The sequence below is a fragment of the Salmonella sp. NW722 genome (genome assembly GCF_051702785.1).
Classification (GTDB): domain Bacteria; phylum Pseudomonadota; class Gammaproteobacteria; order Enterobacterales; family Enterobacteriaceae; genus Salmonella; species Salmonella enterica.
In genome coordinates, this window is record NZ_JAMMIN010000001.1 from 685060 (window position 1) to 710057 (window position 24998).

The following is a 24998-nucleotide window of genomic DNA, read 5'->3' on the forward strand; positions in this document are numbered from 1 at the left end:
GCTGGCTCGATCACTTTCTCGGTTTCCAATCCAGGGTCAATTCATCCCATAACGCGTTATTCAGTGGGAACCTTTATGAAAAAGTATCTTGCATTCGCCGTTACGCTGCTGGGTATGGGTAAAGCCATCGCCTGTACTACCCTTTTGGTAGGCAATCAGGCTTCGGCTGATGGCTCCTTCATTATCGCGCGCAACGAGGATGGCTCGGCAAATAACGCCAAGCATAAGGTTATTCACCCCGTCGCGTTTCATCAACAAGGCGAGTATAAAGCACATCGGAACAATTTTAGCTGGCCGCTTCCGGAGACAGCGATGCGCTATACGGCAATTCATGACTTTGATACTAACGATAACGCCATGGGTGAAGCCGGTTTCAATTCGGCGGGCGTCGGAATGAGCGCAACGGAAACCATTTATAACGGCAGAGCGGCGCTGGCTGCCGATCCTTACGTGACAAAAACGGGAATCACGGAAGACGCCATTGAGTCCGTGATCCTGCCAGTGGCGCAATCGGCGCGTCAGGGCGCCAAATTACTGGGAGACATTATTGAACAAAAAGGCGCGGGCGAAGGTTTCGGCGTCGCGTTTATTGATAGCAAAGAGATATGGTATCTGGAGACGGGAAGCGGTCATCAATGGCTGGCAGTACGACTTCCGGCAGATAGCTATTTCGTTTCCGCCAATCAGGGACGTTTACGCCATTACGATCCGAATGATAACGCGAATTATATGGCGTCACCAACGTTAGTAAGCTTTGCGAAAAAGCAGGGATTATATGATCCGGCCCGCGGCGAATTCGACTTTCATCAAGCCTATTCGCAGGATAACAAAAACGATACCACCTATAATTATCCGCGCGTCTGGACGCTACAACACCAGTTTAATCCGCATCTGGATACGGTCGTTAGCGAAGGGGAAACATTTCCTGTTTTTTTAACGCCAATAACGAAGATCAGCGTGGCGGCAGTAAAAAACGCGTTACGCAATCACTATCAGGGAACGTCGCACGACCCTTATGCCAGTCATAACCCACAAGAATCATGGCGACCCATATCCGTTTTTCGTACCCAGGAGTCACATATTTTACAGGTCAGACCTAAATTACCGCAGGCTATCGGTAACGTAGAATACATCGCCTATGGAATGCCATCTCTTAGCGTCTATCTCCCCTATTATCAGGGAATGCGTCATTATCAACCCGGAGATGATAAAGGAACCGATCGGGCGAGCAACGACTCTACCTACTGGACATTCCGCACGCTGCAAACGCTGGTTATGCAGGACTACAATGCGTTTGCGCCAGATGTGCAACACGCCTGGAAAACATTTGAACAGCAAACAGCTAAGCAGCAGTATAAGATGGAGCAGAGCTATCTGAGATTATATGCGTCGCATCCGAAAGAAGCGCAACGCTTACTGCAAAATTTTGAAGATAAAACGATGCAAAATGCGCAGACGCTCGCCCGTCGCCTGACCAATAATATTATTACGACAATGACTTACCGCACAGATATGAAATATCACTTTTCAAGTACGCAACCATAAATTCAATGACAATCTATTAGCCACTCATACACAATAAGATAAAGCGGTACCAGAATTAGCCAGATATAAAAGACAATAATTATTATGGATTCATAGAGAGGATAGTTTATGACACTCCAGGCAAATATCAGCAGAGAGACAAAAGCGGCAAAAACCCAGGAGGTATATAAGCACGTTGTTCTTTTCAAAATGGCCGCCTCCTCTCGCATAAAACGATAACTACAGCTTATGTCCCGTGTTACATAACTTTTCCCGACAGGCCTCTTTTACCCATGCTGAAAAATTCCGCGTCTTTTCAGATTTCAACGCGAATTCTATCTGTTCAAGCATGGAATAGGAAAAACGAATATTCTTCGTCACGGTCTTACTTGTCCGGGGCTTTGCTGGCATACACACACCTGTATAACATTTGATGTAACGCCGTTACTTTACGCAGGAGTAAATCGGTGAATTTGATCTGAGTCAAGAAGGTGGGTTTTCAATAAAAGTTGTGCCCTAAATTGTGAAGTTTGTAGATTTTATGAACATTTGATGTACCGATCTCCCCCATGATCGCCACTACGTATGGACGTCAGGATGCCTCCCCGCCTGATCAGAAGCGTTTCCTCATTAAAAAGGACATTTTTTTAAAGTTCCTGGCGCATAAAAGTCACATCCTTTTAAAGGGTTGTTAACCCTGTTGAATGTTCCCACTCCCCTATTCAGGAATATTAAAAACGCTATGCAAATACAGAGCTTCTATCACTCAGCTTCACTAAAAACCCAGGAGGCTTTTAAAAGCCTACAAAAAACCTTATACAATGGAATGCAGATTCTATCAGGCCAGGGCAAAGCGCCGGCTAAAGCACCCGACGCTCGCCCGGAAATTATTGTCCTGCGAGAACCTGGCGCGACATGGGGGAATTATCTACAGCATCAGAAGACGTCTAACCACTCGCTGCATAACCTCTATAACTTACAGCGCGATCTTCTCAACGTCGCGGCAACCGTTCTGGGTAAACAAGACCCGGTTCTAACGTCAATGGCAAACCAAATGGAGTTAGCCAAAGTTAAAGCGGACCGGCCAGCAACAAAACAAGAAGAAGCCGCGGCAAAAGCATTGAAGAAAAATCTTATCGAACTTATTGCAGCACGCACTCAGCAGCAGGATGGCTTACCTGCAAAAGAAGCTCATCGCTTTGCGGCTGTAGCGTTTAGAGATGCTCAGGTCAAGCAGCTTAATAACCAGCCCTGGCAAACCATAAAAAATACACTCACGCATAACGGGCATCACTATACCAACACGCAGCTCCCTGCCGCAGAGATGAAAATCGGCGCAAAAGATATCTTTCCCAGTGCTTATCAGGGAAAGGGCGTATGCAGTTGGGATACCAGGAATATTCATCACGCCAATAATTTGTGGATGTCCACGGTGAGTGTGCATGAGGACGGTAAAGATAAAACGCTTTTTTGCGGGATACGTCATGGCGTGCTTTCCCCCTATCATGAAAAAGATCCGCTTTTGCGTCAGGTCGGCGCTGAAAACAAAGCCAAAGAAGTATTAACTGCGGCACTTTTTAGTAAACCTGAGTTGCTTAACAGAGCCTTAGCGGGCGAAGCGGTAAGCCTGAAACTGGTATCCGTCGGGTTACTCACCGCGTCGAATATTTTCGGCAAAGAGGGAACGATGGTCGAGGATCAAATGCGCGCATGGCAATCGTTGACCCAGCCGGGAAAAATGATTCATTTAAAAATCCGCAATAAAGATGGCGATCTACAGACGGTAAAAATAAAACCGGACGTCGCCGCATTTAATATGGGTGTTAATGAGCTGACGCTCAAGCTCGGCTTTGGCCTTAAGGCATCTGATAGATATAATGCCGAAGCGCTACATCAGTTATTAGGCAATGATTTACGCCCTGAAGCCAGACCAGGTGGCTGGGTTGGCGAATGGCTGGCGCAATACCCGGATAATTATGAGGTCGTCAATACATTAGCACGCCAGATTAAGGATATCTGGAAAAATAACCAACATCATAAAGATGGCGGCGAACCCTATAAACTCGCACAACGCCTTGCCATGTTAGCCCATGAAATTGACGCGGTGCCCGCCTGGAATTGTAAAAGCGGCAAAGATCGTACAGGGATGATGGATTCAGAAATCAAGCGAGAGATCATTTCCTTACATCAGACCCATATGTTAAATGCGCCTGGCAGTCTTCCGGATAGCGGTGGACAGAAAATTTTCCAAAAAGTATTACTGAATAGCGGTAACCTGGAGATTCAGAAACAAAATACGGGCGGGGCGGGGAACAAAGTACTGAAAAATTTATCGCCAGAAGTGCTCAATCTTTCCTATCAAAAACGAATTGGGGATGAAAATATTTGGCAGTCAGTAAAAGGCATTTCTTCATTAATCACATCTTGAGTCTTGAGGTAACTATATGGAAAGTCTATTAAATCGTTTATATGCCGCGTTAGGCCTGGATGCGCCAGAAGATGAGCCACTGCTCATCATTGATGATGGGATACAGGTTTATTTTAATGAATCCGATCATACACTGGAAATGTGCTGTCCCTTTATGCCATTGCCTGACGATACTCTAACTTTGCAGCATTTTTTACGTCTTAACTACGCCAGCGCCGTCACTATCGGCGCTGACGCAGACAATACTGCTTTAGTGGCGCTTTATCGCTTGCCGCAAACCAGTACCGAAGAAGAGGCGCTCACTGGTTTTGAATTATTCATTTCTAACGTGAAGCAATTGAAAGAGCGTTATGCATAATTTAATACATCAACATGCTTTCTTAATGAGATAAAGCGCGATACGTATGCCCTTTACAAGAGACAAGACCAGAATCTTTGGTGGAAATGTAAGGGGCAAACGTTCCTCTCTCTCATTTCGCTCTGTTTGCGGGAGCATTTTTAGTGTGTAAGTATTCCTGATCATCAGGTTTTTACGCCATCTACGCGCATTTATTCTGCTATAAGTTGAAATACTGCAAAAAAATATTAGTGCTTATTATTTTTTCTTTAAGTAAATTTTCGCTCAACAAACTTAATTGTTTATTCAATGATGATGAAGCGTGAGTTATGCTGGAAATGAAGGAAGCCAATAGCAAGGATAATCTGATTATTCACGGGTGATATTATGAGACATCGTATATTTTTACCATTGCTTCTGGTGTTGTCGGCTACAGCCTTTTCGGCATCGGCGATGGCTGCCAGTGATTCCCCCCCACCACCAGATAATACAAAACACGCCTCCCGTGGCTGGCCACCAGACCCCGAAGCATTGATTCGCCCAGGCTGGTGTGACAACTGGCCATCAGATATAGAGAGACCAGATTTTTGGTGTCAAGTATGTGGTTGTTAATTTTTTACAGAAAACTATAACAACCATATCAGAACTGAGAGTATATCTGGTTATTATGTTTCATCAATTCCTGATGAACTGAATATGACTTCAGGCTGGCGTGTTTTATTAACGTCAGCCTGATTTTTTACAACATCATATGACTGACTTCCAGGCGCAGCCAGCGCGTTCTATATCTAAGCTGGTGATTGTAACGACCCCGATAGTACTTCTGCTTCACCGTTATGGCAGATATCATCGCCTCTTGTCAGATGCCAGACACCTACTCATACTCAACCAAAGCTCTAAATACAAAAATCACCTTATATCTTTTTTTATTATTCCTTGTATAAATGTGACTTGACTCACACCTATAAGGAATCGACTCACTTCCATAAGAAGGAATCAAAATGCCAATAACTAACGCGTCCCCAGAAAATATATTAAGATATTTGCATGCGGCCGGTACCGGTACGAAAGAAGCAATGAAAAGTGCAACTTCACCACGCGGTGTACTTGAATGGCTTGTCAATTTTTTTACCTGTGGTGGAGTAAGAAGAAGCAATGAAAGATGCTTTCGGGAGGTAATTGGAAAACTGACCACATCATTATTATATGTAAATAAAGATGCTTTCTTCGATGGTAATAAAATATTTCTGGAGGATGTCAACGGGTGTACTATATGTCTGTCATGTGGAGCAGCATCCGAAAATACGGATCCCATGGTCATTATTGAAGTGAAAAAAAATGGAAAAACTGTAATGGATAAAGTTGATAGCGAGAGATTTTGGAATGTATGTCGAATGTTAAAGCTGATGAGTAAACATAATATACAACAGCCTGATTCACTTATAACCGAGGATGGTTTTCTGAACCTGCGCGGAGTAAACCTGGCTCATAAAGATTTCCAGGGGGAAGATTTGTCAGAAATAGATGCTTCTGATGCAGATTTCCGTGAAACAAATCTTTCTAATGTAAATTTAGTCGGTGCAAATTTGTGTTGTGCAAATCTACACGCTGTAAATCTAATGGGTTCAAACATGACTAAAGCAAACCTGACTCACGCAAACCTGACTTGCGCTAACATGTCCGGTGTAAACTTAACCGCTGCAATTCTATTCGGCTCAGACTTAACTGACACCAAACTAAATGGTGCGAAATTAGATAAGATAGCTCTAACTTTAGCGAAAGCATTAACAGGAGCCGATCTGACAGGTAGTCAACATACCCCTACTCCACTCCCGGATTACAATGATAGAACTCTTTTCCCCCATCCGATATTTTAGTCGAGATAAAGGGATTTTATAAACAAGAAGTATTCAAACAGAGGCCCCCTTGTTTTATTAAATAAACCCCGCCCCTAAGTTTAATTATAAATAACATTTTCAGCGTATTACTTGTTGGCTTTGTCTGAATCATAGCGTTATCTGTATGTGGCACATTAACTAAAAACACTATTATTGCTTAATTTAAATAATTCATAATTGTAGTCAGGAAATAAGAAGTTATGCTTCCGGTCACCTACAGATTAATACCTCAAAGCGGAGTATCCACATATGGATTAAATACCGCAGATACACCTGTTTTCCCCGATATTCCCGAACATGCACCAAACCCCTCACGGCTACGCCTTGCTCATGACAGCCTTGCCATAAACAGTGAATTCCGTCTGGAGCCAGAGTGTGTGGTGGAGTACCTTATCTCAGGCGCGGGTGGAATAGACCCTGATACAGAAATTGATGACGACACTTATGACGAATGCTACGATGAACTATCCTCCGTACTTCAAAATGCGTATACCCAAAGCGAAACATTCCGCAGACTGATGAATTACGCATATGAAAAAGAACTACATGATGTGGAGCAGCGCTGGCTACTGGGGGCAGGCGAAGCCTTTGAAACTACCGTGGCTCAGGAACACTTCAAACTTTCAGAAGGCAGGAAAGTTATTTGTCTCAATCTGGACGATTCTGATGATTCATATACCGAACATTATGAAAGTAACGAAGGACCACAACTTTTTGACACAAAACGTTCATTTATTCATGAAGTTGTACATGCACTGACCCATCTTCAGGATAAAGAAGAAAATCATCCAAGAGGCCCTGTTGTCGAATATACCAACATTATTCTGAAAGAGATGGGGCATCCTTCACCTCCCAGAATGGTCTACATCTTCAATAAATAGACACATCGGGAAACGAAAAGAAACTAAAGACTCGCGTAGTCCGTTTTTTCGGGAAATATTCTAACAGTATTTTCTAACTATATTCTATAGCGCCTAAAAAACAAAGGGGCTACCTTTCGGTAACCCCTTGTTTAATCTGGCGGAAGCGCAGAGATTCGAACTCTGGAACCCTTTCGGGTCGCCGGTTTTCAAGACCGGTGCCTTCAACCGCTCGGCCACACTTCCGGAATGAGGCGCACTATAAACATCCCGGTGCGTCATGTAAAGACCGAATGTGTTCGTTTGCGTGAAAAACAGGCAAATTTTCGTTAATTGCCTGAAATAGCGGCACATTGACCATTTCTTCAACACAAAAACTGGCTTAATACGTGTTGATCGTCCCCACTGTTTTACCGCTGTGATTATCAATTTTTTATCGGTAACGCGTGGTTGGCGCTGCCGCCTGTTTTATGGCGTAGCGCCAGGCATGAGAAGACCGTTTTAACGACGGTAATCACCTGAAATCTCTTAAGGAAACTAAACGTAAACGAATGCGTAAAGATGGGTAAAACCACTGGGTGACAGTGACTGTTTTTATTATTCTCCTTTATTAATTACATCTGTCATAAGAGAGTGACTAATGGATCGTATCATTACATCATCGCGTGATCGTAGCTCGCTACTGAGTACGCACAAAGTACTGCGCAACACCTATTTTCTGTTGAGCCTGACGCTGGCTTTCTCCGCAATTACCGCGACAGCCAGTACGGTACTGATGCTGCCCTCCCCCGGCCTGATTCTGACGCTGGTTGGTATGTATGGGCTGATGTTCCTGACCTATAAAACCGCCAATAAGCCGGTCGGTATCCTGTCTGCTTTTGCGTTTACCGGCTTCCTCGGGTATATCCTGGGCCCGATTCTTAACGCCTATCTGTCAGCAGGCATGGGCGATGTCATTGGCCTGGCGCTGGGTGGTACCGCGTTAGTATTTTTCTGCTGCTCCGCTTACGTTCTGACCACCCGTAAGGATATGTCTTTCCTGGGCGGTATGTTAATGGCCGGGATCGTCGTCGTGCTGATTGGTATGGTGGCGAATATTTTCCTGCAACTGCCTGCATTGCACCTGGCGATTAGCGCGGTGTTTATCCTGATTTCCTCGGGCGCTATCCTGTATGAAACCAGTAACATCATTCACGGCGGTGAAACCAACTATATTCGTGCGACCGTCAGTCTGTACGTTTCGCTGTACAACATCTTTGTCAGCCTGCTCAGCATTCTGGGCTTCGCCAGCCGCGACTAATCGACATTCCCCTCTTCCAGCCCTGCTTATGCAGGGCTTTATTTTTTGCTACACTGCCGTCCGTGTTGATTACGCAGTGAAACGTTATGTTGATCTTTGAAGGTAAAGAAATCAGTACTGATAGCGAAGGCTATCTGAAAGAGACGACGCAGTGGAGTGAAACGCTGGCAGTCGCTATCGCCGCCAATGAAGGCATTGAGCTCTCTGCGGAACACTGGGAAGTCGTGCGCTTCGTGCGCGAATTTTACCTGGAGTTTAATACCTCTCCCGCCATCCGAATGCTGGTAAAAGCGATGGCGAATAAGTTCGGCGAAGAAAAAGGCAACAGCCGCTATCTATATCGTCTGTTCCCGAAAGGCCCGGCAAAGCAAGCGACCAAAATCGCCGGTCTGCCCAAGCCGGTAAAATGTATTTAATACCGAATACTAAAGCCTGTTAGCGTCTCGCGAGGGCTGTGCGGTTCAGTGAGGATTTTGTCCACACGAGCAGAGCGCGGCCCGCCCTCTTTCAGCCACTTGATGAGTTTTTCCACCTGCGCCGCGTCGCCACAGGCCACCACTTCTACGCTTCCGTCATCCATATTCTTCGCATAGCCGGTTAACCCCAGCCGCTGCGCCTCATGCTGCGTGGTATAGCGAAACCCGACTCCCTGAACGCGACCATAAACCCAGGCGATAATGCAGACGTTCGACATGATGGTTCTCCTTTCATAATCAGTGGTGGAGGCTCATACAGGACATACTTAACGTACCTGACTGGGCAGACACCCATAATGTTGGCGGAATCTGGCCGTAAACCGCGACCCCGACAGGTAGCCGCACCGTAGCGCTATTTCGCCGATCGGCAGCGTCGTCGATTGCAGTTGAGAAAGCGCGCAGGACATGCGCACCTCTTCAACAATTTGTCGATAACTCTGCGATTCACGCTGCAAACGCCGACGCAGCGTCGATGTTCCCATAGCAAGACGGCGGGCTATCTCCTGGGCTGTCCATAGCTTAGCAGGCGAGAGCATAATCAGTTGCCGCACCTGCTCCGTGAGGGTGTAACGCCGTTCAATAAGCAGCGGTCCTGCCGCGCCATCATGCAAAAGCGCTAACAGTAACCCCATCGCCTGATGTTCCTGTAGCCCAACGGGCAACCCCTGGCGCACAGCATCCAACACGTTCTCCCACATAAATGTCAGGCTACGGCTCATCGGCGTACACAGCGATGTCAGGTTTGCCGGTGGATAATCCTGAACGTACATCGTTTTAAAGCGAGCAATAATCTCCGGTGAAAGTAACAACAGGTCGGAGCGAAAACCGTTCTGCGCAGGCTGATTAATAATCTCCAGCGGCGTGTTCGCCGGGATAATAATCAACTCGCCCGGCCCGGCGACAAGGCGGCTATCATCCTGAATGATGACTTTACTGCCCTGCGTAATATGGCAGATAGCGGCGGAAAAAAGCGTAACACGATGCAAACGGTGCAGATGACTGGAACGCACCTCTGCCGTCGTAAGATCCTGATGTCGAATATGCATCTCCTGCACCGTGCCGTCCTCTGTTTTATCTTCCGTATGTGGCCGTGAATTTTGCTTTCGCAATCACATGCGCGTTAAGCATAAACCCTACCAACGCGCCACTCGACTCACTGTCGAGCGGCAGTGTTGCCGTATTCAGCGCCCACACAGTAAACTGATAGCGATGAGGCTTATCGCCCGGCGGCGGACAGGCGCCGCCAAAGCCAGCATAACCGAAATCATTCCGTCCCTGCACCACTCCAGCGGGTAACGTTTTTTTATCAGCCCCCGTCGGCAGGTCGTGAATCTGCGCAGGAATATTCACCATCGTCCAGTGCCACCAGCCGCTTCCGGTGGGCGCATCAGGATCGAAGACGGTAATAGCGTAGCTTTTGGTTCCGGCAGGCGGATTGCGCCAGCTCAGCTGCGGCGAAATATTTTCTCCGCTACAACCAAATCCTTTAAAGACGTGCTGTTGCGTTAAACGAAAATCCGCCGGAATATCCGCGCTACTGAGACTAAACGCCGACGCGGCAGATACGCCGCCACTCAATGCCATCATTGCGGCTGCGGTCAAAGAGAAGACTGTTTTCATTGTATTTCCTTCTTCATATAAAGAAATAACACTATAAAAAGCGTCCGCTGAAGAAACTGTGCCTTTACGATTCTATTTTGTGCAGAAACGCTCACCGCCATACGCTGGTGATTGCCTCTCTCATCTGTGCTACCCTACGCGCCATTTCGTTTTCACGGTCCCTGGCTGGAACTATTATCCGGCTCGCGTCACTGTTTGTGAGAGGTTACTCCGCATGACTGAATCTACATTTCCGCAATATCCCCGTTTAGTCCTCAGCAAAGGGCGAGAAAAATCTTTACTCCGCCGCCACCCATGGGTCTTTTCCGGCGCCGTCTCCCGCCTGGAAGGCAAAGCCAACCTCGGTGAAACTATCGATATCGTCGACCATCAGGGAAAGTGGTTAGCACGCGGCGCCTGGTCGCCAGCATCTCAGATCCGCGCGCGCGTCTGGACATTTGATAAAGCAGAATCCATTGATATTGCGTTTTTCACCCGCCGCCTGCGCCAGGCGCAGCAGTGGCGCGACTGGCTGGCGAAAAAAGACGGCCTGGATAGCTATCGTCTGATCGCCGGTGAGTCCGATGGCCTGCCTGGCGTCACTATCGATCGTTTTGGCCATTTTTTGGTGCTGCAACTGCTCAGCGCCGGGGCCGAATATCAACGCGCCGCATTAATTAGCGCTCTGCAAACATGCTATCCGGATTGCGCTATTTACGATCGCAGCGACGTCGCCGTGCGGAAAAAAGAAGGGATGGCGCTGACGCAAGGCCCGGTCACTGGCGAACTGCCGCCTGCGCTTTTGCCAATTGAAGAGCACGGTATGAAATTGCTGGTCGATATCCAGGGCGGCCACAAAACCGGTTATTATCTTGATCAGCGCGACAGTCGTCTGGCGACGCGCCGCTACGTGGAAAATCAGCGGGTACTGAACTGCTTCTCTTATACCGGCGGTTTTGCCGTGTCGGCGTTAATGGGCGGTTGTCGCCAGGTTGTCAGCGTGGATACCTCACAGGATGCGCTGGATATCGCCAGGCAAAACGTTGAACTGAACCAACTGGACTTGAGCAAAGCCGAATTCGTGCGCGATGACGTGTTTAAGTTGCTGCGCGCTTACCGTGAACACGGCGAAAAATTCGACGTCATCATCATGGACCCGCCCAAATTCGTCGAAAATAAAAGCCAGTTAATGGGGGCCTGCCGGGGCTATAAAGACATTAACATGTTAGCGATTCAACTGCTCAATCCGGGCGGCATACTGCTGACATTCTCTTGCTCCGGACTGATGACCAGCGATTTATTTCAGAAAATCATTGCCGATGCCGCAATAGATGCCGGTCGTGATGTACAATTTATAGAGCAGTTCCGTCAGGCCGCCGATCACCCGGTGATCGCCACCTACCCGGAAGGGCTGTATCTGAAAGGGTTTGCCTGTCGCGTCATGTAACTTGAAAAGTGGAATAGTATCCTCATATAAAGGGTATCTATTTCCCGGGAGGTGACTATGATAGCCAGCAAATTCGGTATCGGCCAACAGGTCCGCCATTCCCTGTTAGGTTACCTCGGAGTGGTCGTCGATATCGACCCGGAATATTCGCTTGATGAGCCGTCGCCTGATGAACTGGCGGTTAACGACGAACTTCGCGCCGCTCCGTGGTACCACGTGGTAATGGAAGATGATGATGGTCAGCCAGTGCATACTTATCTGGCCGAGGCCCAGTTGCGAAGCGAAATGCGGGACGAGCATCCAGAACAGCCATCGATGGATGAACTGGCGCGTACCATTCGCAAGCAGCTTCAGGCGCCGCGACTACGTAACTGATTGTATGTAAAAGGCCGGAGAGCGATATCCGGCCATTTAAACTTTTATTTCGCCAGCCCCAGGCGAGGGATCTCAATCGCCGGGCAGCGATCCATCACCACGGTCATGCCTGCATCCCGCGCCAGTACCGCCGCCTGTTCGTTGATCACGCCAAGCTGTAGCCACAGCGTTTTTGCGCCGATGGCGATAGCTTCCTGCGCGACGCCCCATGCAGCTTCAGAGTTGCGAAAAACATCCACCATATCGACTTTTTCGGGAATATCCGCCAGCGTGGCATACCCCTGTTGCCCCAGCAATGTCTTACCCGCGACTTTTGGCGCAACCGGAATCACATGGTAGCCCTGTTCAAGCAGGTATTTCATTACCCGATAACTTGGACGATCGGGTTTATCGCTCGCACCTACCAGCGCGATAGTGCGAGTGGACGTCAAAACATCAGCAATATCGGTCTCTTTCATCATCTTTCTCCTGGCTGTTTTGCAAAGTGTACGACAAACCTGACATAGCAACCATTCATCCCATACCGATGTATGAGAGCAAAACGCCAAAATATGTCTATATGTTAGTAAACATGATCTAAGAAAAATTTCGATACATTATTAGCCAGACGGCCTTTGGACAGGAGAACCTTATGAAAACCGGCGCGCTAACCACCTTCCTTGCTCTCTGTTTGCCGGTGACTGTTTTTGCCACAACGCTCCGTTTGTCTAATGAGGTTGATCTGCTGGTGCTGGACGGCAAAAAGGTGTCCAGCTCTTTATTACGCGGCGCAGAGAGCATCGAACTGGAAAACGGGCCGCATCAGCTTGTTTTCCGGGTGGAAAAAACCATCCGCCTGCCCGGTAATGAAGAGCGGCTTTATATTTCTCCGCCGCTGGTGATAAGTTTCGATACCCAACTGATAAGTCAGGTCAATTTCCAGCTCCCGCGGCTGGAAAACGAGCGCGAAGCCTCGCATTTTAACGCGGCGCCGCGTCTGGCGCTTTTGGACGGCGACGCCATGCCCATTCCGGTAAAACTCGATATTCTGGCCATTACTTCTACGGCTAAAGTGGTCGATTATGAAATAGAGACCGAGCGTTATAATAAATCGGCGAAACGCGCCTCGCTTCCTCAGTTCGCCACGATGATGGCAGACGACAGCACATTACTTTCCGACGTCTCAGAGCTTGATACCGTACCGCCGCAATCACAAACTCTGACAGAACAGCGGCTGAAATATTGGTTCCGACTGGCCGACCCGCAGACACGCCATCATTTTCTGCAATGGGCGGAAAAACAGCCGCCCTCTTGATATGAGTTGTCCCAGCGCGCAATTTTTTTGTCTTTCTCTTGCAGCATCAAGCGCTTCCAGTAATCTGTAGACAGGTTAACTACGGAATCGAATTATGGAACTGACGACTCGCACCTTGCCGACGCGCAAACATATCGCGTTGGTTGCTCACGACCACTGCAAACAGATGTTAATGAACTGGGTGGAACGCCATCAGCCGTTGCTGGAAAAACACGTTCTTTATGCAACCGGCACCACGGGGAATCTGATCCAGCGCGCAACCGGTATGGACGTTAATGCGATGCTGAGCGGCCCGATGGGCGGCGACCAGCAGGTTGGCGCGCTCATTTCAGAAGGGAAAATCGACGTGTTGATTTTCTTCTGGGACCCGCTTAACGCGGTACCGCACGACCCCGATGTCAAAGCGCTACTGCGTCTGGCCACCGTATGGAATATCCCTGTCGCCACTAACGTCTCAACGGCGGACTTTATCATCCAGTCCCCGCATTTTAATGACGCTGTAGATATTCTTATTCCGGATTATGCGCGTTATCTGGCCGAGCGCCTGAAATAACCGCTACGCGGGCGGGATGCTGTACCGCCCGCGCTTTAGGGCTTCCTCGCCACCGGCACATCCAGCTGTTTAAGCGCCTCCACAAAGCGCGAGGGATTATCTTTATTGAAAAGCAGCCAGACCCGCGCGCGCGCGCGCGTCAACGCCACATATAACAAACGCCGCTCTTCAGCGTCCGGAAAATCCTCAACCTGAGGAAGAAGCGCACTTTCCATAATGGATTCTCGCGCCGGGGCGGGGAAACCGTCGTTACCCTCCTGCAATCCGACAAGAATCACGTAATCGGCCTGTTGGCCTTTGCTGGCATGGATAGTCATGAAGTCTATCTGTAACTTCGGCCAGCGAGTCGCCGCTTTTTGTAGACTCGCGGGTTTCAGATGATGATAGCGCGCCAGCACCAGGATACGTTCATCTTCCTTCGCATAGCCGGATAATTTATCCAGTAACGCGTCCAACTGGCTTTCATCCAATAACGTCACCGCTTTTTTATCGCCTGGGGTCAGACTATTTAACGGTTTTTTAAGCTGGTGCGGATTCTGCTGTACAAAGCGATTGGCAATATCGCCAATCCGACTGTTAAAACGGTACGTGGTGTCCAGGTGGCAATGCTCGCCCTCGCCGAACGTCTGATGAAACGCCGTCGTTAAGGAGAGCTGCGCCCCGCTAAAACGGTAAATCGCCTGCCAGTCATCGCCAACGGCAAACAGCGTAGTCTGGCTATTCTGCTTGCGTAGCGCCTCTAACAGCGCCGCCCGTTGCGGGGAAATATCCTGAAATTCATCGACCAGAATATACTTCCACGGGCTGATAAAACGCCCTTTTTCGAGGATCACCATTGCCTGATGGATCAGCCCGGAGAAATCAACGGCATTTTCCGCTTTCAACGCGCTTTTCCAGGCCTTTAGCAGCGGCGCCATCAGCTTAATGCGTTTGCCAAACAGCTCGCGGCACTCCTCTGGCGCGCCAGCGATCATTTCTGCCTGCGCGCCGCCGTGCATACGCATCAAACTGACCCAACGATCCAGGCGAGGGGCCAGACGCCGCTGCAATGTCTCATCGTCCCAGAAATTACCTTCCGGCACCGCCCACTGCATCTCCTCTTCCAGCCACTGACGCCAGCCTTTGGCCTGCGCTTTTTTCTCGCTACACTGCTGACGCCAGGTGCGCAGAAATAGCTGATGCCGCGCGGTGGCGTCACTTTCCAGCTTACTGACAACCGGCGCTTTTTTACTGCCTTGCTGAATAATATACAGCGCCAGCGAATGGAACGTACGGGCAGTAATCTCTTCCGTATGTAAGCGCTCGCGGATACGCTCATCCATCTCCTCTGCCGCCTTGCGACCAAACGCCAGTAAAAGAATTTGCCCCGCATCGGCTTGTCCGCGCGCCAACAGCCAACCCGCGCGCGCCACCAGCACCGAGGTCTTACCGCTTCCCGCGCCCGCCAGTACCAGTAACGATGATTCGCCGTTAACCACCGCCCTGGCCTGGGAAGGATTAAGCGGAGAAGATTCTATCTGCGTAAAAAAGTCGGCATGCGCTTCCAGCATGGCATCGGCATACGCCTGATTATGCTGCTGCCGACTTCCCTCGCTATCCTGTAACCAGGCCAGACACTTACGCCATATCTCGCGACAGTGAGCAAACTCCTCCAGACGTGAGACCGGCAGCGGCAAGGCGGCAAACGTCTGGCGAATTTCCTGTTCCAGCCCCCGAACGCGTTCACGGGTAAGCCATTGGTTTTCGCCCGTTCGCTCACTAATACGCGCCCATTGCTCCTGTAATGCCTGCGCGGCGACATCACTCATCTCCTGGCTCCAGCGACGCCAGTGCGCGTCCAGATAGCGATGGAATTGCTGGGTTTCCGACCACTCGGTACCGTGCAAACGTACGACTTTATCCTCCGGCAGGACAAACTCCAGCTCGCCCCATACCAGCCCACGCTTACAGTGAATCGCCAATAACTGATTGAATGGAATAAGATATTCATGCCTGTCGCCAGACACTTTCACCCCAGCGTTGAGGATCACGGCACGATCATACGGGTGTTGCGCCAGACGTTTTCCAAGAGAAGTTGCTTTCAGTTCCATGACTCAGCGAATCCAGACGTAAAGATGTGCTTATCAGTGTAACCGCCAGAGAAAACGTGCTCCAGTCTAAAAAAACGTTACAATTGCCCGCAGTGATAGAAAACCGGAATGAACTGAGGGTTTATGCGTACCGTTCTGAATATTTTAAACTTTGTACTGGGCGGCTTTGCCACTACGCTGGCCTGGCTGCTGGCGACGCTTGTCAGTATTGTGCTTATTTTTACCCTGCCGTTGACCCGCTCCTGCTGGGAGATAACCAAACTGTCCCTGTTCCCTTACGGTAATGAAGCCATTCACGTTGACGAACTTAATCCGGCGGCGAAAAGCGTATTAATGAATACTGGCGGTACCTTGCTGAATATTTTCTGGTTACTTTTTTTCGGCTGGTGGCTATGCCTGATGCACATTGCCTCCGGTATCGCGCAGTGTGTCACTATCATCGGGATACCTGTCGGTATTGCGAACTTTAAAATTGCCGCGATTGCGCTTTGGCCTGTCGGTCGCCGCGTCGTCTCTGTAGAAACCGCTCGCGCCGCGCGAGAAGCTAACGCGCGCCGCCGTTTTGAATGATCGGGACAAATAGCCTTTATGTTAAGTCCGTTGATTCGCCGTTATACCTGGAACAGTACCTGGCTGTATTACATCCGCATTTTTATCGCTCTGTGCGGCACCACCGCCCTGCCCTGGTGGCTGGGCGACGTCAAACTGACCATCCCGCTCACGCTCGGTATGGTTGCCGCGGCGCTAACCGATCTCGACGACCGCCTTGCCGGACGCTTGCGTAATTTAATCATTACCTTAATTTGCTTTTTTATCGCGTCGGCTTCTGTGGAGCTGCTCTTTCCCTGGCCGTGGCTATTTGCGTTGGGCTTAACGTTATCCACCAGCGGGTTTATTCTGTTGGGAGGATTAGGGCAACGCTATGCCACCATCGCGTTCGGCGCGTTACTCATTGCCATCTATACGATGCTGGGTACCTCTCTATACGATCACTGGTATCAACAACCACTGCTCCTGCTGGCAGGCGCAGTATGGTATAACCTACTGACGCTAACCGGGCATCTGCTATTTCCGATCCGCCCGTTGCAGGATAATCTGGCACGCAGTTACGAACAGTTAGCGCACTATCTGGAACTGAAATCACGTCTGTTTGATCCTGATATTGAAGATGAAAGCCAGGCGCCGCTCTATGATTTAGCGTTAGCGAACGGGCAGTTAATGGCGACGCTGAACCAAACGAAAGTGTCGTTATTGAGTCGCCTGCGCGGCGATCGCGGCCAACGCGGTACGCGCCGCACCCTCCATTACTATTTTGTGGCGCAGGATATTCATGAACGCGCCAGTTCTTCGCATATTCAATACCAGACGCTGCGCGATTATTTTCGCCATAGCGACGTCATGTTCCGCTTTCAGCGTCTGATGTCGATGCAGGCGCAGGCCTGTACGCAGCTGGCGCGCTGTATCTTACTGCGTACGCCGTACCAGCATGATCCGCGTTTTGAACGCGCCTTTACCCACATTGACGCCGCGCTTGAACGTATGCGCGCCAGCGGCGCTTCTTTAGAGCTGCTGAATACGCTTGGATTCTTATTAACCAACCTACGCGCTATTGATGCGCAACTGGCGACGATCGAGTCGGAGCAGGCCCAGGCAATGCCGCGCAATGAGTCAGAAAACCAGTTGGCTGATGATAGCCTGCACGGGTTTAGCGACATCTGGCTGCGTCTGAGCCGTAATTTTACCCCGGAGTCCGCTCTCTTTCGCCATGCGGTACGCATGTCGCTGGTATTGTGCATCGGTTATGCTCTCATCCAAATTACCGGGATGCGCCACGGGTACTGGATATTGCTCACCAGCCTGTTCGTTTGTCAGCCTAACTATAACGCGACCCGCCATCGCCTTGCGCTCAGGATTATCGGTACGTTGGTAGGCGTTGCGATCGGCCTGCCGATTTTATGGTTTGTCCCTTCGCTTGAAGGACAGTTAGTTCTGCTGGTGATTACCGGCGTGCTTTTCTTCGCATTCCGTAATGTGCAGTATGCCCATGCGACGATGTTCATCACCCTGCTGGTATTACTCTGCTTTAACCTCCTGGGCGAAGGCTTTGAGGTAGCGTTACCGCGCGTCGTCGACACGTTAATTGGCTGCGCTATCGCCTGGGCTGCGGTCAGCTTTATTTGGCCGGACTGGCGCTTTCGCAACCTTCCCCGGGTACTCCAGCGCGCCACCGATGCTAATTGCCGCTACCTTGATGCGATCCTTGAGCAATATCACCAGGGACGGGATAACCGCCTGGCCTATCGCATTGCCAGACGCGACGCGCACAACCGCGATGCAGAACTGGCATCCGTGGTTTCTAATATGTCGAGCGAACCCGACGTCACGGCTGAAACCCGGGAGGCGGCGTTCAGGCTGCTTTGCCTCAATCACACTTTTACCAGCTATATCTCCGCCCTCGGCGCGCACCGCGAAAAGCTCAGTAATCCGGACGTGTTGGGGCTTCTGGATGACGCGGTCTGCTACGTTGATGATGCGCTTCATCATCAACCTGAAGACGAACAGCGCGTACACCAGGCGCTGGAGGGTTTAAAGCAGCGAGTTCAGTCACTGGAAACACGTCCGGACAGCAAAGAACCTCTGGTTGTTCAACAAATTGGTTTGCTCATTGCCTTACTGCCCGAGATTGGACGCTTGCAACGGCAAATTTCACCGCCGACTTCTACATTAATTACCCAGCCGTAAGCGAGTGAGCCCAGTCGGCAAGCTCCTGGCGACGACTCGCCGGGAGCGCCGCTTCATGTACGCCGACAATTGCGCCTTCCAGGGCATACAAAACTTTCACCGTCAGCAAGGGATTGCTTTGTCGCAACCTTAGCCAGCACATTTTCGCGCCCAGTATGCGTAACATATTTTCGTCCTTTATCCCTGACTCATTGAGCAATGTTTCCAGATGGAAGGTCATATTGGGGAGATCTTTGAGTCTGTGCTGTAAAATACGGCTGTGTTTTTCCTTCATTGCCGCGTCAAGAGAATACTTCGATAAACGCACCAGCTGCTGCTGATCGCGCCACAGGCTTTCATCCACCCGGTAATAGTTGAGCATAACGGGACGTCCACATTTCATAAACATGAGCCAGGCGGGAGGATGCTTCACACAGTAGGGGACGCTTTCTTCACAGGCGCGGAGATAAAGCTCGCCATTAGCCACCATCGCAAAGACGGTATCCTCCACGGTCAGACTATAGCTACCGAATAAAGATCGATACTGGATCGTCCCCAAAGAGGCCAAATATTCTTGCGATTTATAGATCCTGTCATAAGAGAGTGCTCTCATAAAATTCCTTTTAAATCATAAAGTAAAAGAATGATTTGCAGTAACGGATCCGTTAATGACGAAAATAGGCAACTTATACTCCGCGAGCAAGATGATTTTTATTTTTGACGCCACTAAGAATAAAAATTGCGAGACAGTTTCCGAAAATAGAGTTGATCTTTCATCGCCACAGGGGTACTGTATGAATATACAGTAACTCACAGGGCTGGATTGATTATGTACACTTCAGGTTATGCAAATCGTTCTTCGTCATTTCCTACCACTACCCACAACGCTGCGCGCACCGCTACGGAAAATGCCGCGGCAGGACTGGTCAGTGAAGTTGTCTACCACGAAGACCAGCCCATGATGGCGCAACTCCTGCTTTTGCCTTTACTCCGTCAGTTAGGCCAACAATCACGCTGGCAGCTCTGGCTCACGCCGCAGCAAAAGCTCAGCCGTGAATGGGTACAGTCTTCAGGTTTGCCATTAACGAAAGTGATGCAAATTAGCCAGCTTGCGCCTCGTCATACGCTGGAGTCGATGATCCGCGCTTTGCGTACAGGAAATTACAGCGTGGTAATTGGTTGGATGACTGAAGAACTGACAGAAGAAGAACATGCCAGCCTGGTTGAAGCAGCGAAGGTAGGTAATGCGGTAGGGTTTATCATGCGCCCTATACGTGCGCACGCTTTACCCAGGAGACAGCATTCCGGGCTAAAAATTCACTCTAATTTGTATCATTAAGTAAAATTAGGATTTATCCTGGACTTTTTTTTACGCGAACGTATCTCCTTTGAGTGCTAACGTTTTTTTTGCGAGAACGCTTGTCAGAAGCGGTTTCCGCAATTTTTGCTGTACGATTTATCATCTGAAACTGTTAAATGATGTGTATATCCGTCATGTTTTTTTCACATGTCTGACGGAGTTCACACTTGTAAGTTTCCAACTACGTTGTAGACTTTACATCGCCAGGGGTGCTCAGCATAAGCCGTAGATATCGGTAGAGTAACTATTGAGCAGATCCCCCGGTGAAGGATTTAACCGTGTTATCTCGTTGGAGATATTCATGGCGTATTTTGGATGATAACGAGGCGCAAAAAATGAAAAAGACAGCTATCGCGATTGCAGTGGCACTGGCTGGTTTCGCTACCGTAGCGCAGGCCGCTCCGAAAGATAACACCTGGTACGCTGGTGCTAAACTGGGCTGGTCTCAGTACCATGACACCGGTTTCATTAACAATGATGGCCCGACTCATGAAAACCAACTGGGCGCAGGTGCTTTTGGTGGTTACCAGGTTAACCCGTACGTTGGCTTTGAAATGGGCTACGACTGGTTAGGCCGTATGCCGTACAAAGGCGACAACATCAATGGCGCTTATAAAGCTCAGGGCGTTCAGTTGACCGCTAAACTGGGTTATCCAATCACTGACGATCTGGACGTTTATACCCGTCTGGGTGGTATGGTATGGCGTGCAGACACCAAGTCTAACGTCCCTGGCGGCCCGTCTACTAAAGACCACGACACCGGCGTTTCCCCGGTATTCGCGGGCGGTATCGAGTATGCTATCACCCCTGAAATCGCAACCCGTCTGGAATACCAGTGGACTAACAACATCGGTGATGCCAACACCATCGGCACCCGTCCGGACAACGGCCTGCTGAGCGTAGGTGTTTCCTACCGTTTCGGCCAGCAAGAAGCTGCTCCGGTAGTCGCTCCGGCACCAGCTCCGGCTCCGGAAGTACAGACCAAGCACTTCACTCTGAAGTCTGACGTACTGTTCAACTTCAACAAATCTACCCTGAAGCCGGAAGGCCAGCAGGCTCTGGATCAGCTGTACAGCCAGCTGAGCAACCTGGATCCGAAAGACGGTTCCGTTGTCGTTCTGGGCTTCACTGACCGTATCGGTTCTGACGCTTACAACCAGGGTCTGTCCGAGAAACGTGCTCAGTCTGTTGTTGATTACCTGATCTCCAAAGGTATTCCGTCTGACAAAATCTCCGCACGTGGTATGGGCGAATCTAACCCGGTTACCGGCAACACCTGTGACAACGTGAAACCTCGCGCTGCCCTGATCGATTGCCTGGCTCCGGATCGTCGCGTAGAGATCGAAGTTAAAGGCGTTAAAGACGTGGTAACTCAGCCGCAGGCTTAAGTTTCCGTCTGATAAAAAACCCCGCGTCGCGGGGTTTTTTGCTCTGGTCTGGATGACAACGCCTTTCAGCGTTACTTCTTGCCTAATAACGCCTGTAAGTCCTGCTTTAACGTGGTCATTTGCGTGGCATATTTCTCTTTATGCTCCGCGTCTTCTATCAGTTGCACTATCGTTTCGGATAATGTTTTACCGCGTCGCTGCGCAAGGCCCGCCAGACGCTGCCAGACCATAAACTCTAAATCGATAGATTTTTTGCGCGTATGCTGATGTTCCGCATTGAAGTGTCGTTTGCGTCTTGCCCGAATGGTTTGTTTCATCCGATTAAGCAAGGCAGGATTCATATGCCTGTCTATCCAGACATTTACCCGCACCGGTTCATTTTCGAGGGCCAACAACAAATTGACGGCTTCCTGGGCAGCACTGGCTTCCACGTAGCGGGTGATCAACTCCCCTTCGCGGTGCTTTTTCACCAGATATTTCCATTTCCAACCGCTTTCAAGATTTTCAAGTTGTTGATATTTCATTGCGATCCCAATGTTACCGTGTAACTGTTATCAGAATATCAGTTTTTTAGCCATCTGAAGAAAAGAATCTCGAACCTGTGAATGGTTACACGTCTTCATATTACTTTGCATTCGCTTTCCGCGTGTGCAGCGTGACGGGTTAGGCTATAATCCCCCCTTTTACAACAGACTAAAAAACCTCAACTTTGACCATTACGAAACTTGCATGGCGTGATCTGGTTCCGGATAGCGAAAGCTATCAGGAGATATTTGCACAGCCACACGCGACTGACGAAAACGACACCTTACTCAGTGATACTCAGCCACGACTGCAATTTGCGCTTGAGCAACTTATTCAGCCGTGGACATCATCCTCTTTTATGCTGACTAAAGCGCCTGAAGAGCAAGAGTATCTCACTTTACTTTCAGATGCCGTCCGCGCTCTGCAAACCGATGCCGGACAATTAACCGGCGGACATTATGACGTTTCCGGGCATACTGTTCATTACCGCGCCGCGCAGAATGCGCAAGACAACTTTGCCACCATCACACAAGTCGTCAGCGCGGACTGGGTCGAAGCCGAACAGCTCTTTGGTTGCCTGCGGCAGTATAACGGCGACATTATCCTGCAGCCGGGACTGGTTCATCAGGCGAACGGCGGCGTGCTGATTATTTCCTTACGAACCCTTCTGGCGCAGCCGTTACTGTGGATGCGTCTGAAAGCCATCGTTAGCCGCGAGCGTTTTGACTGGGTGGCCTTTGACGAGTCGCGTCCATTACCGGTGTCCGTGCCATCAATGCCGCTCAAACTGAAGGTGATTCTGGTTGGCGAACGTGAATCACTGGCTGATTTTCAGGAGATGGAACCGGAGCTCGCGGAACAGGCTATCTACAGTGAATTTGAAGACAATTTACAGATAGCGGACGCAGAAGCTATGACCCTGTGGTGTCAATGGGTGACGCGTATCGCTTTACGCGATAATTTGCCCCCTCCGGCACCGGACGCCTGGCCCGTCCTGATACGCGAGGCTGTGCGCTATACCGGCGAACAGGATACGCTGCCTCTTTGCCCACTGTGGATAGCCCGCCAGTTTAAGGAAGCGGCGCCTTTATGCGAAGGCGATACCTGCGGCGAAGAAGCGCTCAGTCTGATGCTTGCCCGACGCGAATGGCGAGAAGGCTTTCTGGCGGAGCGGATGCAGGATGAGATTCTGCAAGAGCAGATCCTGATTGAAACCGAAGGCGAACGCGTTGGACAAATCAATGCGCTTTCCGTCATTGAGTTTCCCGGACATCCGCGCGCCTTTGGCGAACCGTCGCGAATTAGCTGTGTTGTGCATATCGGCGATGGCGAATTTAACGATATTGAGCGCAAGGCCGAACTTGGCGGGAATATCCACGCTAAGGGAATGATGATTATGCAGGCCTTCCTGATGTCTGAGTTGCAGCTAGAGCAACAAATTCCCTTCTCTGCCTCGTTAACCTTTGAGCAGTCCTACAGCGAAGTGGATGGCGATAGCGCCTCAATGGCGGAATTATGTGCGCTCATCAGCGCGCTGGCCAATGTGCCAGTGAATCAAAACATTGCGATTACCGGCTCGGTCGATCAGTTTGGTCGCGCGCAACCGGTGGGCGGGCTAAACGAAAAAATTGAAGGTTTCTTCGCCATCTGCGAGCAGCGGGAATTAAACGGTAAACAGGGCGTGATTATCCCTGCCGCCAATGTCCGCCATCTCAGTCTTAAATCTGAACTGCTGCAAGCGGTTAAAGAAGAGAAGTTCACTATCTGGGCGGTAGACGACGTGACCGACGCCTTACCGCTACTGTTAAATCTGGTGTGGGATGGCGAAGGTCAAACGACGTTGATGCAGACTATCCAGGAGCGTATCGCGCAGGCGACGCAACAGGAAGGCCGTCATCGTTTCCCGTGGCCATTACGTTGGCTGAACGCTTTTATTCCGAACTGATCGGACTTGTTCAGCGTACACGTGTTAGCTATCCTGCGTGCTTCAATAAAATAAGGTTTACATAAAACATGGTAGATAAACGCGAATCCTATACAAAAGAAGACCTTCTTGCCTCTGGTCGTGGTGAACTGTTTGGCGCTAAAGGGCCGCAACTCCCTGCGCCGAACATGCTGATGATGGACCGCGTCGTTAAGATGACCGAAACGGGCGGCAATTTCGACAAAGGCTATGTCGAAGCCGAGCTGGATATCAATCCGGATCTATGGTTCTTCGGATGCCACTTTATCGGCGATCCGGTGATGCCCGGTTGTCTGGGTCTGGATGCTATGTGGCAATTGGTGGGATTCTACCTGGGCTGGTTGGGCGGCGAAGGCAAAGGCCGCGCTCTGGGCGTGGGCGAAGTGAAATTTACCGGCCAGGTTCTGCCGACAGCCAGGAAAGTCACCTATCGTATTCATTTCAAACGTATCGTAAACCGTCGCCTGATCATGGGCCTGGCGGACGGTGAGGTTCTGGTGGATGGTCGTCTGATCTATACCGCACACGATTTGAAAGTCGGTTTGTTCCAGGATACTTCCGCGTTCTAAGTGTTGAATTGATATTCCGCGCTATCGGTATCATGCTTGCAAAGCCCATAAAGGCGAAACCTCCGCACTGCGGAGGTTTCTTTTTCTAAAGAGACAGAATCAGGCCATTACCGCCCTGTCCTCCATGGCTTGTCGCCAACCTCCCAACCAGTATGACCGTTGATTCAGCGTCTGATAGGGACACATTTCTTTTGATCGTCCGGCGATGCCGGCCTGATATCCACGTTGATGTGCCCGTTCCAGGCGATCTCGTTTTTGTCTCTTCATGCCTCGTTTCCCTCATATTTGTAT

28 protein-coding genes, 1 tRNA gene and 1 pseudogene are annotated in these 24998 nt (G+C 49.8%); 19 read left to right on the forward strand and 11 right to left on the reverse strand.

Translation table 11 applies throughout. The features are described 5' to 3' along the window. Positions 1-75 precede the first annotated feature (75 nt). Entirely contained in the window at positions 76-1545 is a 1470-nt protein-coding gene (locus NA330_RS03445) for a C69 family dipeptidase (RefSeq protein ID WP_023241549.1), read from the forward strand. A gap of 108 nt (positions 1546-1653) precedes the next feature. Beyond that, positions 1654-1764 (forward strand): hypothetical protein, encoded by a 111-nt coding sequence (locus NA330_RS03450; RefSeq protein ID WP_000174815.1) that lies wholly within the window; start codon positions 1654-1656, stop codon positions 1762-1764. Here the strand turns inward: NA330_RS03450 and NA330_RS03455 are convergent, their stop codons facing one another. Then, the gene (locus tag NA330_RS03455) at positions 1765-1935 is read right to left on the reverse strand and encodes a YlcI/YnfO family protein (protein WP_001111006.1); all 171 of its coding nucleotides are present in this window, start codon (positions 1933-1935) and stop codon (positions 1765-1767) included. A 331-nt stretch (positions 1936-2266) separates the two neighbouring features. Here NA330_RS03455 and sopB point away from each other — a divergent pair, with 331 nt between their 5' ends. After that, positions 2267-3952: an SPI-1 type III secretion system effector inositol phosphate phosphatase SopB gene (sopB, locus tag NA330_RS03460; protein WP_023241548.1), complete on the forward strand. Its 1686-nt coding sequence runs from the start codon at positions 2267-2269 to the stop codon at positions 3950-3952. Between the two features lie 16 nt (positions 3953-3968). Further along, the gene (gene sigE, locus NA330_RS03465) at positions 3969-4310 is read left to right on the forward strand and encodes a type III secretion system chaperone SigE (protein WP_000444723.1); all 342 of its coding nucleotides are present in this window, start codon (positions 3969-3971) and stop codon (positions 4308-4310) included. A gap of 9 nt (positions 4311-4319) precedes the next feature. Here sigE and NA330_RS03470 read toward each other — a convergent pair. Next, a pseudogene (locus tag NA330_RS03470) lies at positions 4320-4641 on the reverse strand (hypothetical protein). 101 nt (positions 4642-4742) lie between these two features. Here NA330_RS03470 and NA330_RS03475 point away from each other — a divergent pair. The 3 genes from NA330_RS03475 (at position 4743) to pipA (ending at position 7068) form a co-directional block, all read left to right on the forward strand. Beyond that, positions 4743-4901, forward strand: coding sequence for a hypothetical protein (locus NA330_RS03475; RefSeq protein WP_367881957.1), 159 nt, complete (start codon positions 4743-4745; stop codon positions 4899-4901). 389 nt (positions 4902-5290) lie between these two features. Continuing rightward, entirely contained in the window at positions 5291-6166 is an 876-nt protein-coding gene (gene pipB, locus NA330_RS03480; protein WP_023241547.1) for an SPI-2 type III secretion system effector PipB, read from the forward strand. Positions 6167-6387: 221 nt separating this feature from the next. Then, positions 6388-7068 carry a type III secretion system effector protease PipA gene (gene pipA, locus NA330_RS03485; RefSeq protein WP_000938180.1) on the forward strand — a complete coding sequence of 227 codons (681 nt, stop codon included), beginning with the start codon at positions 6388-6390 and terminating at the stop codon, positions 7066-7068. 137 nt (positions 7069-7205) lie between these two features. On the opposite strand, the gene NA330_RS03490 is transcribed toward pipA, so the two are convergent. Further along, positions 7206-7293: transfer RNA gene (locus NA330_RS03490), tRNA-Ser, on the reverse strand. 394 nt (positions 7294-7687) lie between these two features. Between NA330_RS03490 and yccA the strand changes: the two genes are divergently transcribed. Together yccA and tusE are read left to right on the forward strand one after the other, a co-directional pair. Continuing rightward, positions 7688-8347, forward strand: a complete 660-nt coding sequence (yccA, locus tag NA330_RS03495) for an FtsH protease modulator YccA (RefSeq protein ID WP_000374046.1) — start codon at positions 7688-7690, stop codon at positions 8345-8347. Between the two features lie 86 nt (positions 8348-8433). After that, positions 8434-8763, forward strand: a complete 330-nt coding sequence (gene tusE / locus NA330_RS03500; protein WP_000904449.1) for a sulfurtransferase TusE — start codon at positions 8434-8436, stop codon at positions 8761-8763. Here the strand turns inward: tusE and yccX are convergent. Genes yccX through NA330_RS03515 form a run of 3 tightly spaced genes read right to left on the reverse strand, consistent with a single transcriptional unit; the run spans position 8760 to position 10443 of the window. After that, positions 8760-9041: an acylphosphatase gene (yccX, locus tag NA330_RS03505; protein WP_000072884.1), complete on the reverse strand. Its 282-nt coding sequence runs from the start codon at positions 9039-9041 to the stop codon at positions 8760-8762. The two genes, tusE and yccX, sit on opposite strands and share 4 nt — an antisense overlap. Before the next feature lie 48 nt (positions 9042-9089). Continuing rightward, entirely contained in the window at positions 9090-9869 is a 780-nt protein-coding gene (locus NA330_RS03510; RefSeq protein WP_000548082.1) for a helix-turn-helix transcriptional regulator, read from the reverse strand. Between the two features lie 25 nt (positions 9870-9894). After that, positions 9895-10443 carry a YbhB/YbcL family Raf kinase inhibitor-like protein gene (locus NA330_RS03515; protein WP_000859416.1) on the reverse strand — a complete coding sequence of 183 codons (549 nt, stop codon included), beginning with the start codon at positions 10441-10443 and terminating at the stop codon, positions 9895-9897. A gap of 214 nt (positions 10444-10657) precedes the next feature. Here NA330_RS03515 and rlmI point away from each other — a divergent pair, with 214 nt between their 5' ends. Together rlmI and hspQ are read left to right on the forward strand one after the other, a co-directional pair. Continuing rightward, a complete protein-coding gene (gene rlmI, locus NA330_RS03520) occupies positions 10658-11869 on the forward strand; it encodes a 23S rRNA (cytosine(1962)-C(5))-methyltransferase RlmI (protein ID WP_000140480.1) in 1212 nt (403 codons plus the stop codon). Positions 11870-11926: 57 nt separating this feature from the next. Beyond that, the gene (gene hspQ, locus NA330_RS03525; RefSeq protein ID WP_000561983.1) at positions 11927-12244 is read left to right on the forward strand and encodes a heat shock protein HspQ; all 318 of its coding nucleotides are present in this window, start codon (positions 11927-11929) and stop codon (positions 12242-12244) included. A gap of 44 nt (positions 12245-12288) precedes the next feature. Here hspQ and NA330_RS03530 read toward each other — a convergent pair whose 3' ends face one another. Beyond that, entirely contained in the window at positions 12289-12702 is a 414-nt protein-coding gene (locus NA330_RS03530) for a CoA-binding protein (RefSeq protein ID WP_001537782.1), read from the reverse strand. A gap of 173 nt (positions 12703-12875) precedes the next feature. Here NA330_RS03530 and NA330_RS03535 point away from each other — a divergent pair, with 173 nt between their 5' ends. Together NA330_RS03535 and mgsA are read left to right on the forward strand one after the other, a co-directional pair. After that, positions 12876-13538 carry a DUF2057 family protein gene (locus NA330_RS03535; protein WP_000847732.1) on the forward strand — a complete coding sequence of 221 codons (663 nt, stop codon included), beginning with the start codon at positions 12876-12878 and terminating at the stop codon, positions 13536-13538. Positions 13539-13632: 94 nt separating this feature from the next. After that, entirely contained in the window at positions 13633-14091 is a 459-nt protein-coding gene (gene mgsA, locus NA330_RS03540; protein WP_000424187.1) for a methylglyoxal synthase, read from the forward strand. A gap of 35 nt (positions 14092-14126) precedes the next feature. Here the strand turns inward: mgsA and helD are convergent, their stop codons facing one another. Then, positions 14127-16181, reverse strand: a complete 2055-nt coding sequence (helD, locus tag NA330_RS03545; protein ID WP_023241546.1) for a DNA helicase IV — start codon at positions 16179-16181, stop codon at positions 14127-14129. Positions 16182-16304: 123 nt separating this feature from the next. Here helD and NA330_RS03550 point away from each other — a divergent pair, with 123 nt between their 5' ends. Next, positions 16305-16751, forward strand: a complete 447-nt coding sequence (locus tag NA330_RS03550) for a YccF domain-containing protein (RefSeq protein WP_001261222.1) — start codon at positions 16305-16307, stop codon at positions 16749-16751. 18 nt (positions 16752-16769) lie between these two features. Then, positions 16770-18923, forward strand: a complete 2154-nt coding sequence (gene yccS / locus NA330_RS03555) for a YccS family putative transporter (RefSeq protein WP_023241545.1) — start codon at positions 16770-16772, stop codon at positions 18921-18923. Here the strand turns inward: yccS and NA330_RS03560 are convergent. After that, on the reverse strand, positions 18910-19515 hold the full coding sequence (locus NA330_RS03560; protein ID WP_001202375.1) for a TfoX/Sxy family DNA transformation protein: 606 nt from the start codon (positions 19513-19515) through the stop codon (positions 18910-18912). The two genes, yccS and NA330_RS03560, sit on opposite strands and share 14 nt — an antisense overlap. Before the next feature lie 216 nt (positions 19516-19731). On the opposite strand from NA330_RS03560, the gene sulA reads away from it, so the two are divergent. After that, positions 19732-20241: an SOS-induced cell division inhibitor SulA gene (gene sulA, locus NA330_RS03565; RefSeq protein ID WP_023195822.1), complete on the forward strand. Its 510-nt coding sequence runs from the start codon at positions 19732-19734 to the stop codon at positions 20239-20241. Positions 20242-20597: 356 nt separating this feature from the next. Then, positions 20598-21650 (forward strand): porin OmpA, encoded by a 1053-nt coding sequence (gene ompA / locus NA330_RS03570; protein ID WP_001670727.1) that lies wholly within the window; start codon positions 20598-20600, stop codon positions 21648-21650. A gap of 71 nt (positions 21651-21721) precedes the next feature. Here ompA and matP read toward each other — a convergent pair whose 3' ends face one another. After that, the gene (gene matP / locus NA330_RS03575) at positions 21722-22174 is read right to left on the reverse strand and encodes a macrodomain Ter protein MatP (RefSeq protein WP_000877172.1); all 453 of its coding nucleotides are present in this window, start codon (positions 22172-22174) and stop codon (positions 21722-21724) included. 185 nt (positions 22175-22359) lie between these two features. Here matP and NA330_RS03580 point away from each other — a divergent pair, with 185 nt between their 5' ends. Next, entirely contained in the window at positions 22360-24120 is a 1761-nt protein-coding gene (locus NA330_RS03580) for an AAA family ATPase (RefSeq protein ID WP_023241544.1), read from the forward strand. Positions 24121-24188: 68 nt separating this feature from the next. Next, entirely contained in the window at positions 24189-24707 is a 519-nt protein-coding gene (gene fabA / locus NA330_RS03585; RefSeq protein WP_000227928.1) for a bifunctional 3-hydroxydecanoyl-ACP dehydratase/trans-2-decenoyl-ACP isomerase, read from the forward strand. 99 nt (positions 24708-24806) lie between these two features. Here the strand turns inward: fabA and rmf are convergent, their stop codons facing one another. Further along, complete coding sequence (gene rmf, locus NA330_RS03590) at positions 24807-24974, reverse strand: ribosome modulation factor (protein ID WP_001537784.1); 168 nt, start codon at positions 24972-24974, stop codon at positions 24807-24809. Positions 24975-24998 lie beyond the last annotated feature (24 nt).

Coding starts and splice junctions, on each gene's coding strand:
- NA330_RS03455 (WP_001111006.1), bottom strand. CDS start 1,935: ATGCCAGCAAAGCCCCGGACAAGTAAGACCGTGACGAAGAATATTCGT.
- mgsA (WP_000424187.1), top strand. CDS start 13,633: ATGGAACTGACGACTCGCACCTTGCCGACGCGCAAACATATCGCGTTG.
- tusE (WP_000904449.1), top strand. CDS start 8,434: ATGTTGATCTTTGAAGGTAAAGAAATCAGTACTGATAGCGAAGGCTAT.
- yccA (WP_000374046.1), top strand. CDS start 7,688: ATGGATCGTATCATTACATCATCGCGTGATCGTAGCTCGCTACTGAGT.
- yccS (WP_023241545.1), top strand. CDS start 16,770: ATGTTAAGTCCGTTGATTCGCCGTTATACCTGGAACAGTACCTGGCTG.
- rmf (WP_001537784.1), bottom strand. CDS start 24,974: ATGAAGAGACAAAAACGAGATCGCCTGGAACGGGCACATCAACGTGGA.
- hspQ (WP_000561983.1), top strand. CDS start 11,927: ATGATAGCCAGCAAATTCGGTATCGGCCAACAGGTCCGCCATTCCCTG.
- NA330_RS03530 (WP_001537782.1), bottom strand. CDS start 12,702: ATGAAAGAGACCGATATTGCTGATGTTTTGACGTCCACTCGCACTATC.
- ompA (WP_001670727.1), top strand. CDS start 20,598: ATGAAAAAGACAGCTATCGCGATTGCAGTGGCACTGGCTGGTTTCGCT.
- rlmI (WP_000140480.1), top strand. CDS start 10,658: ATGACTGAATCTACATTTCCGCAATATCCCCGTTTAGTCCTCAGCAAA.
- helD (WP_023241546.1), bottom strand. CDS start 16,181: ATGGAACTGAAAGCAACTTCTCTTGGAAAACGTCTGGCGCAACACCCG.
- NA330_RS03450 (WP_000174815.1), top strand. CDS start 1,654: ATGACACTCCAGGCAAATATCAGCAGAGAGACAAAAGCGGCAAAAACC.
- NA330_RS03550 (WP_001261222.1), top strand. CDS start 16,305: ATGCGTACCGTTCTGAATATTTTAAACTTTGTACTGGGCGGCTTTGCC.
- NA330_RS03510 (WP_000548082.1), bottom strand. CDS start 9,869: ATGCATATTCGACATCAGGATCTTACGACGGCAGAGGTGCGTTCCAGT.
- pipA (WP_000938180.1), top strand. CDS start 6,388: ATGCTTCCGGTCACCTACAGATTAATACCTCAAAGCGGAGTATCCACA.
- sopB (WP_023241548.1), top strand. CDS start 2,267: ATGCAAATACAGAGCTTCTATCACTCAGCTTCACTAAAAACCCAGGAG.
- fabA (WP_000227928.1), top strand. CDS start 24,189: ATGGTAGATAAACGCGAATCCTATACAAAAGAAGACCTTCTTGCCTCT.
- NA330_RS03515 (WP_000859416.1), bottom strand. CDS start 10,443: ATGAAAACAGTCTTCTCTTTGACCGCAGCCGCAATGATGGCATTGAGT.
- yccX (WP_000072884.1), bottom strand. CDS start 9,041: ATGTCGAACGTCTGCATTATCGCCTGGGTTTATGGTCGCGTTCAGGGA.
- matP (WP_000877172.1), bottom strand. CDS start 22,174: ATGAAATATCAACAACTTGAAAATCTTGAAAGCGGTTGGAAATGGAAA.
- NA330_RS03560 (WP_001202375.1), bottom strand. CDS start 19,515: ATGAGAGCACTCTCTTATGACAGGATCTATAAATCGCAAGAATATTTG.
- NA330_RS03445 (WP_023241549.1), top strand. CDS start 76: ATGAAAAAGTATCTTGCATTCGCCGTTACGCTGCTGGGTATGGGTAAA.
- NA330_RS03475 (WP_367881957.1), top strand. CDS start 4,743: ATGGCTGCCAGTGATTCCCCCCCACCACCAGATAATACAAAACACGCC.
- sulA (WP_023195822.1), top strand. CDS start 19,732: ATGTACACTTCAGGTTATGCAAATCGTTCTTCGTCATTTCCTACCACT.
- NA330_RS03535 (WP_000847732.1), top strand. CDS start 12,876: ATGAAAACCGGCGCGCTAACCACCTTCCTTGCTCTCTGTTTGCCGGTG.
- sigE (WP_000444723.1), top strand. CDS start 3,969: ATGGAAAGTCTATTAAATCGTTTATATGCCGCGTTAGGCCTGGATGCG.
- pipB (WP_023241547.1), top strand. CDS start 5,291: ATGCCAATAACTAACGCGTCCCCAGAAAATATATTAAGATATTTGCAT.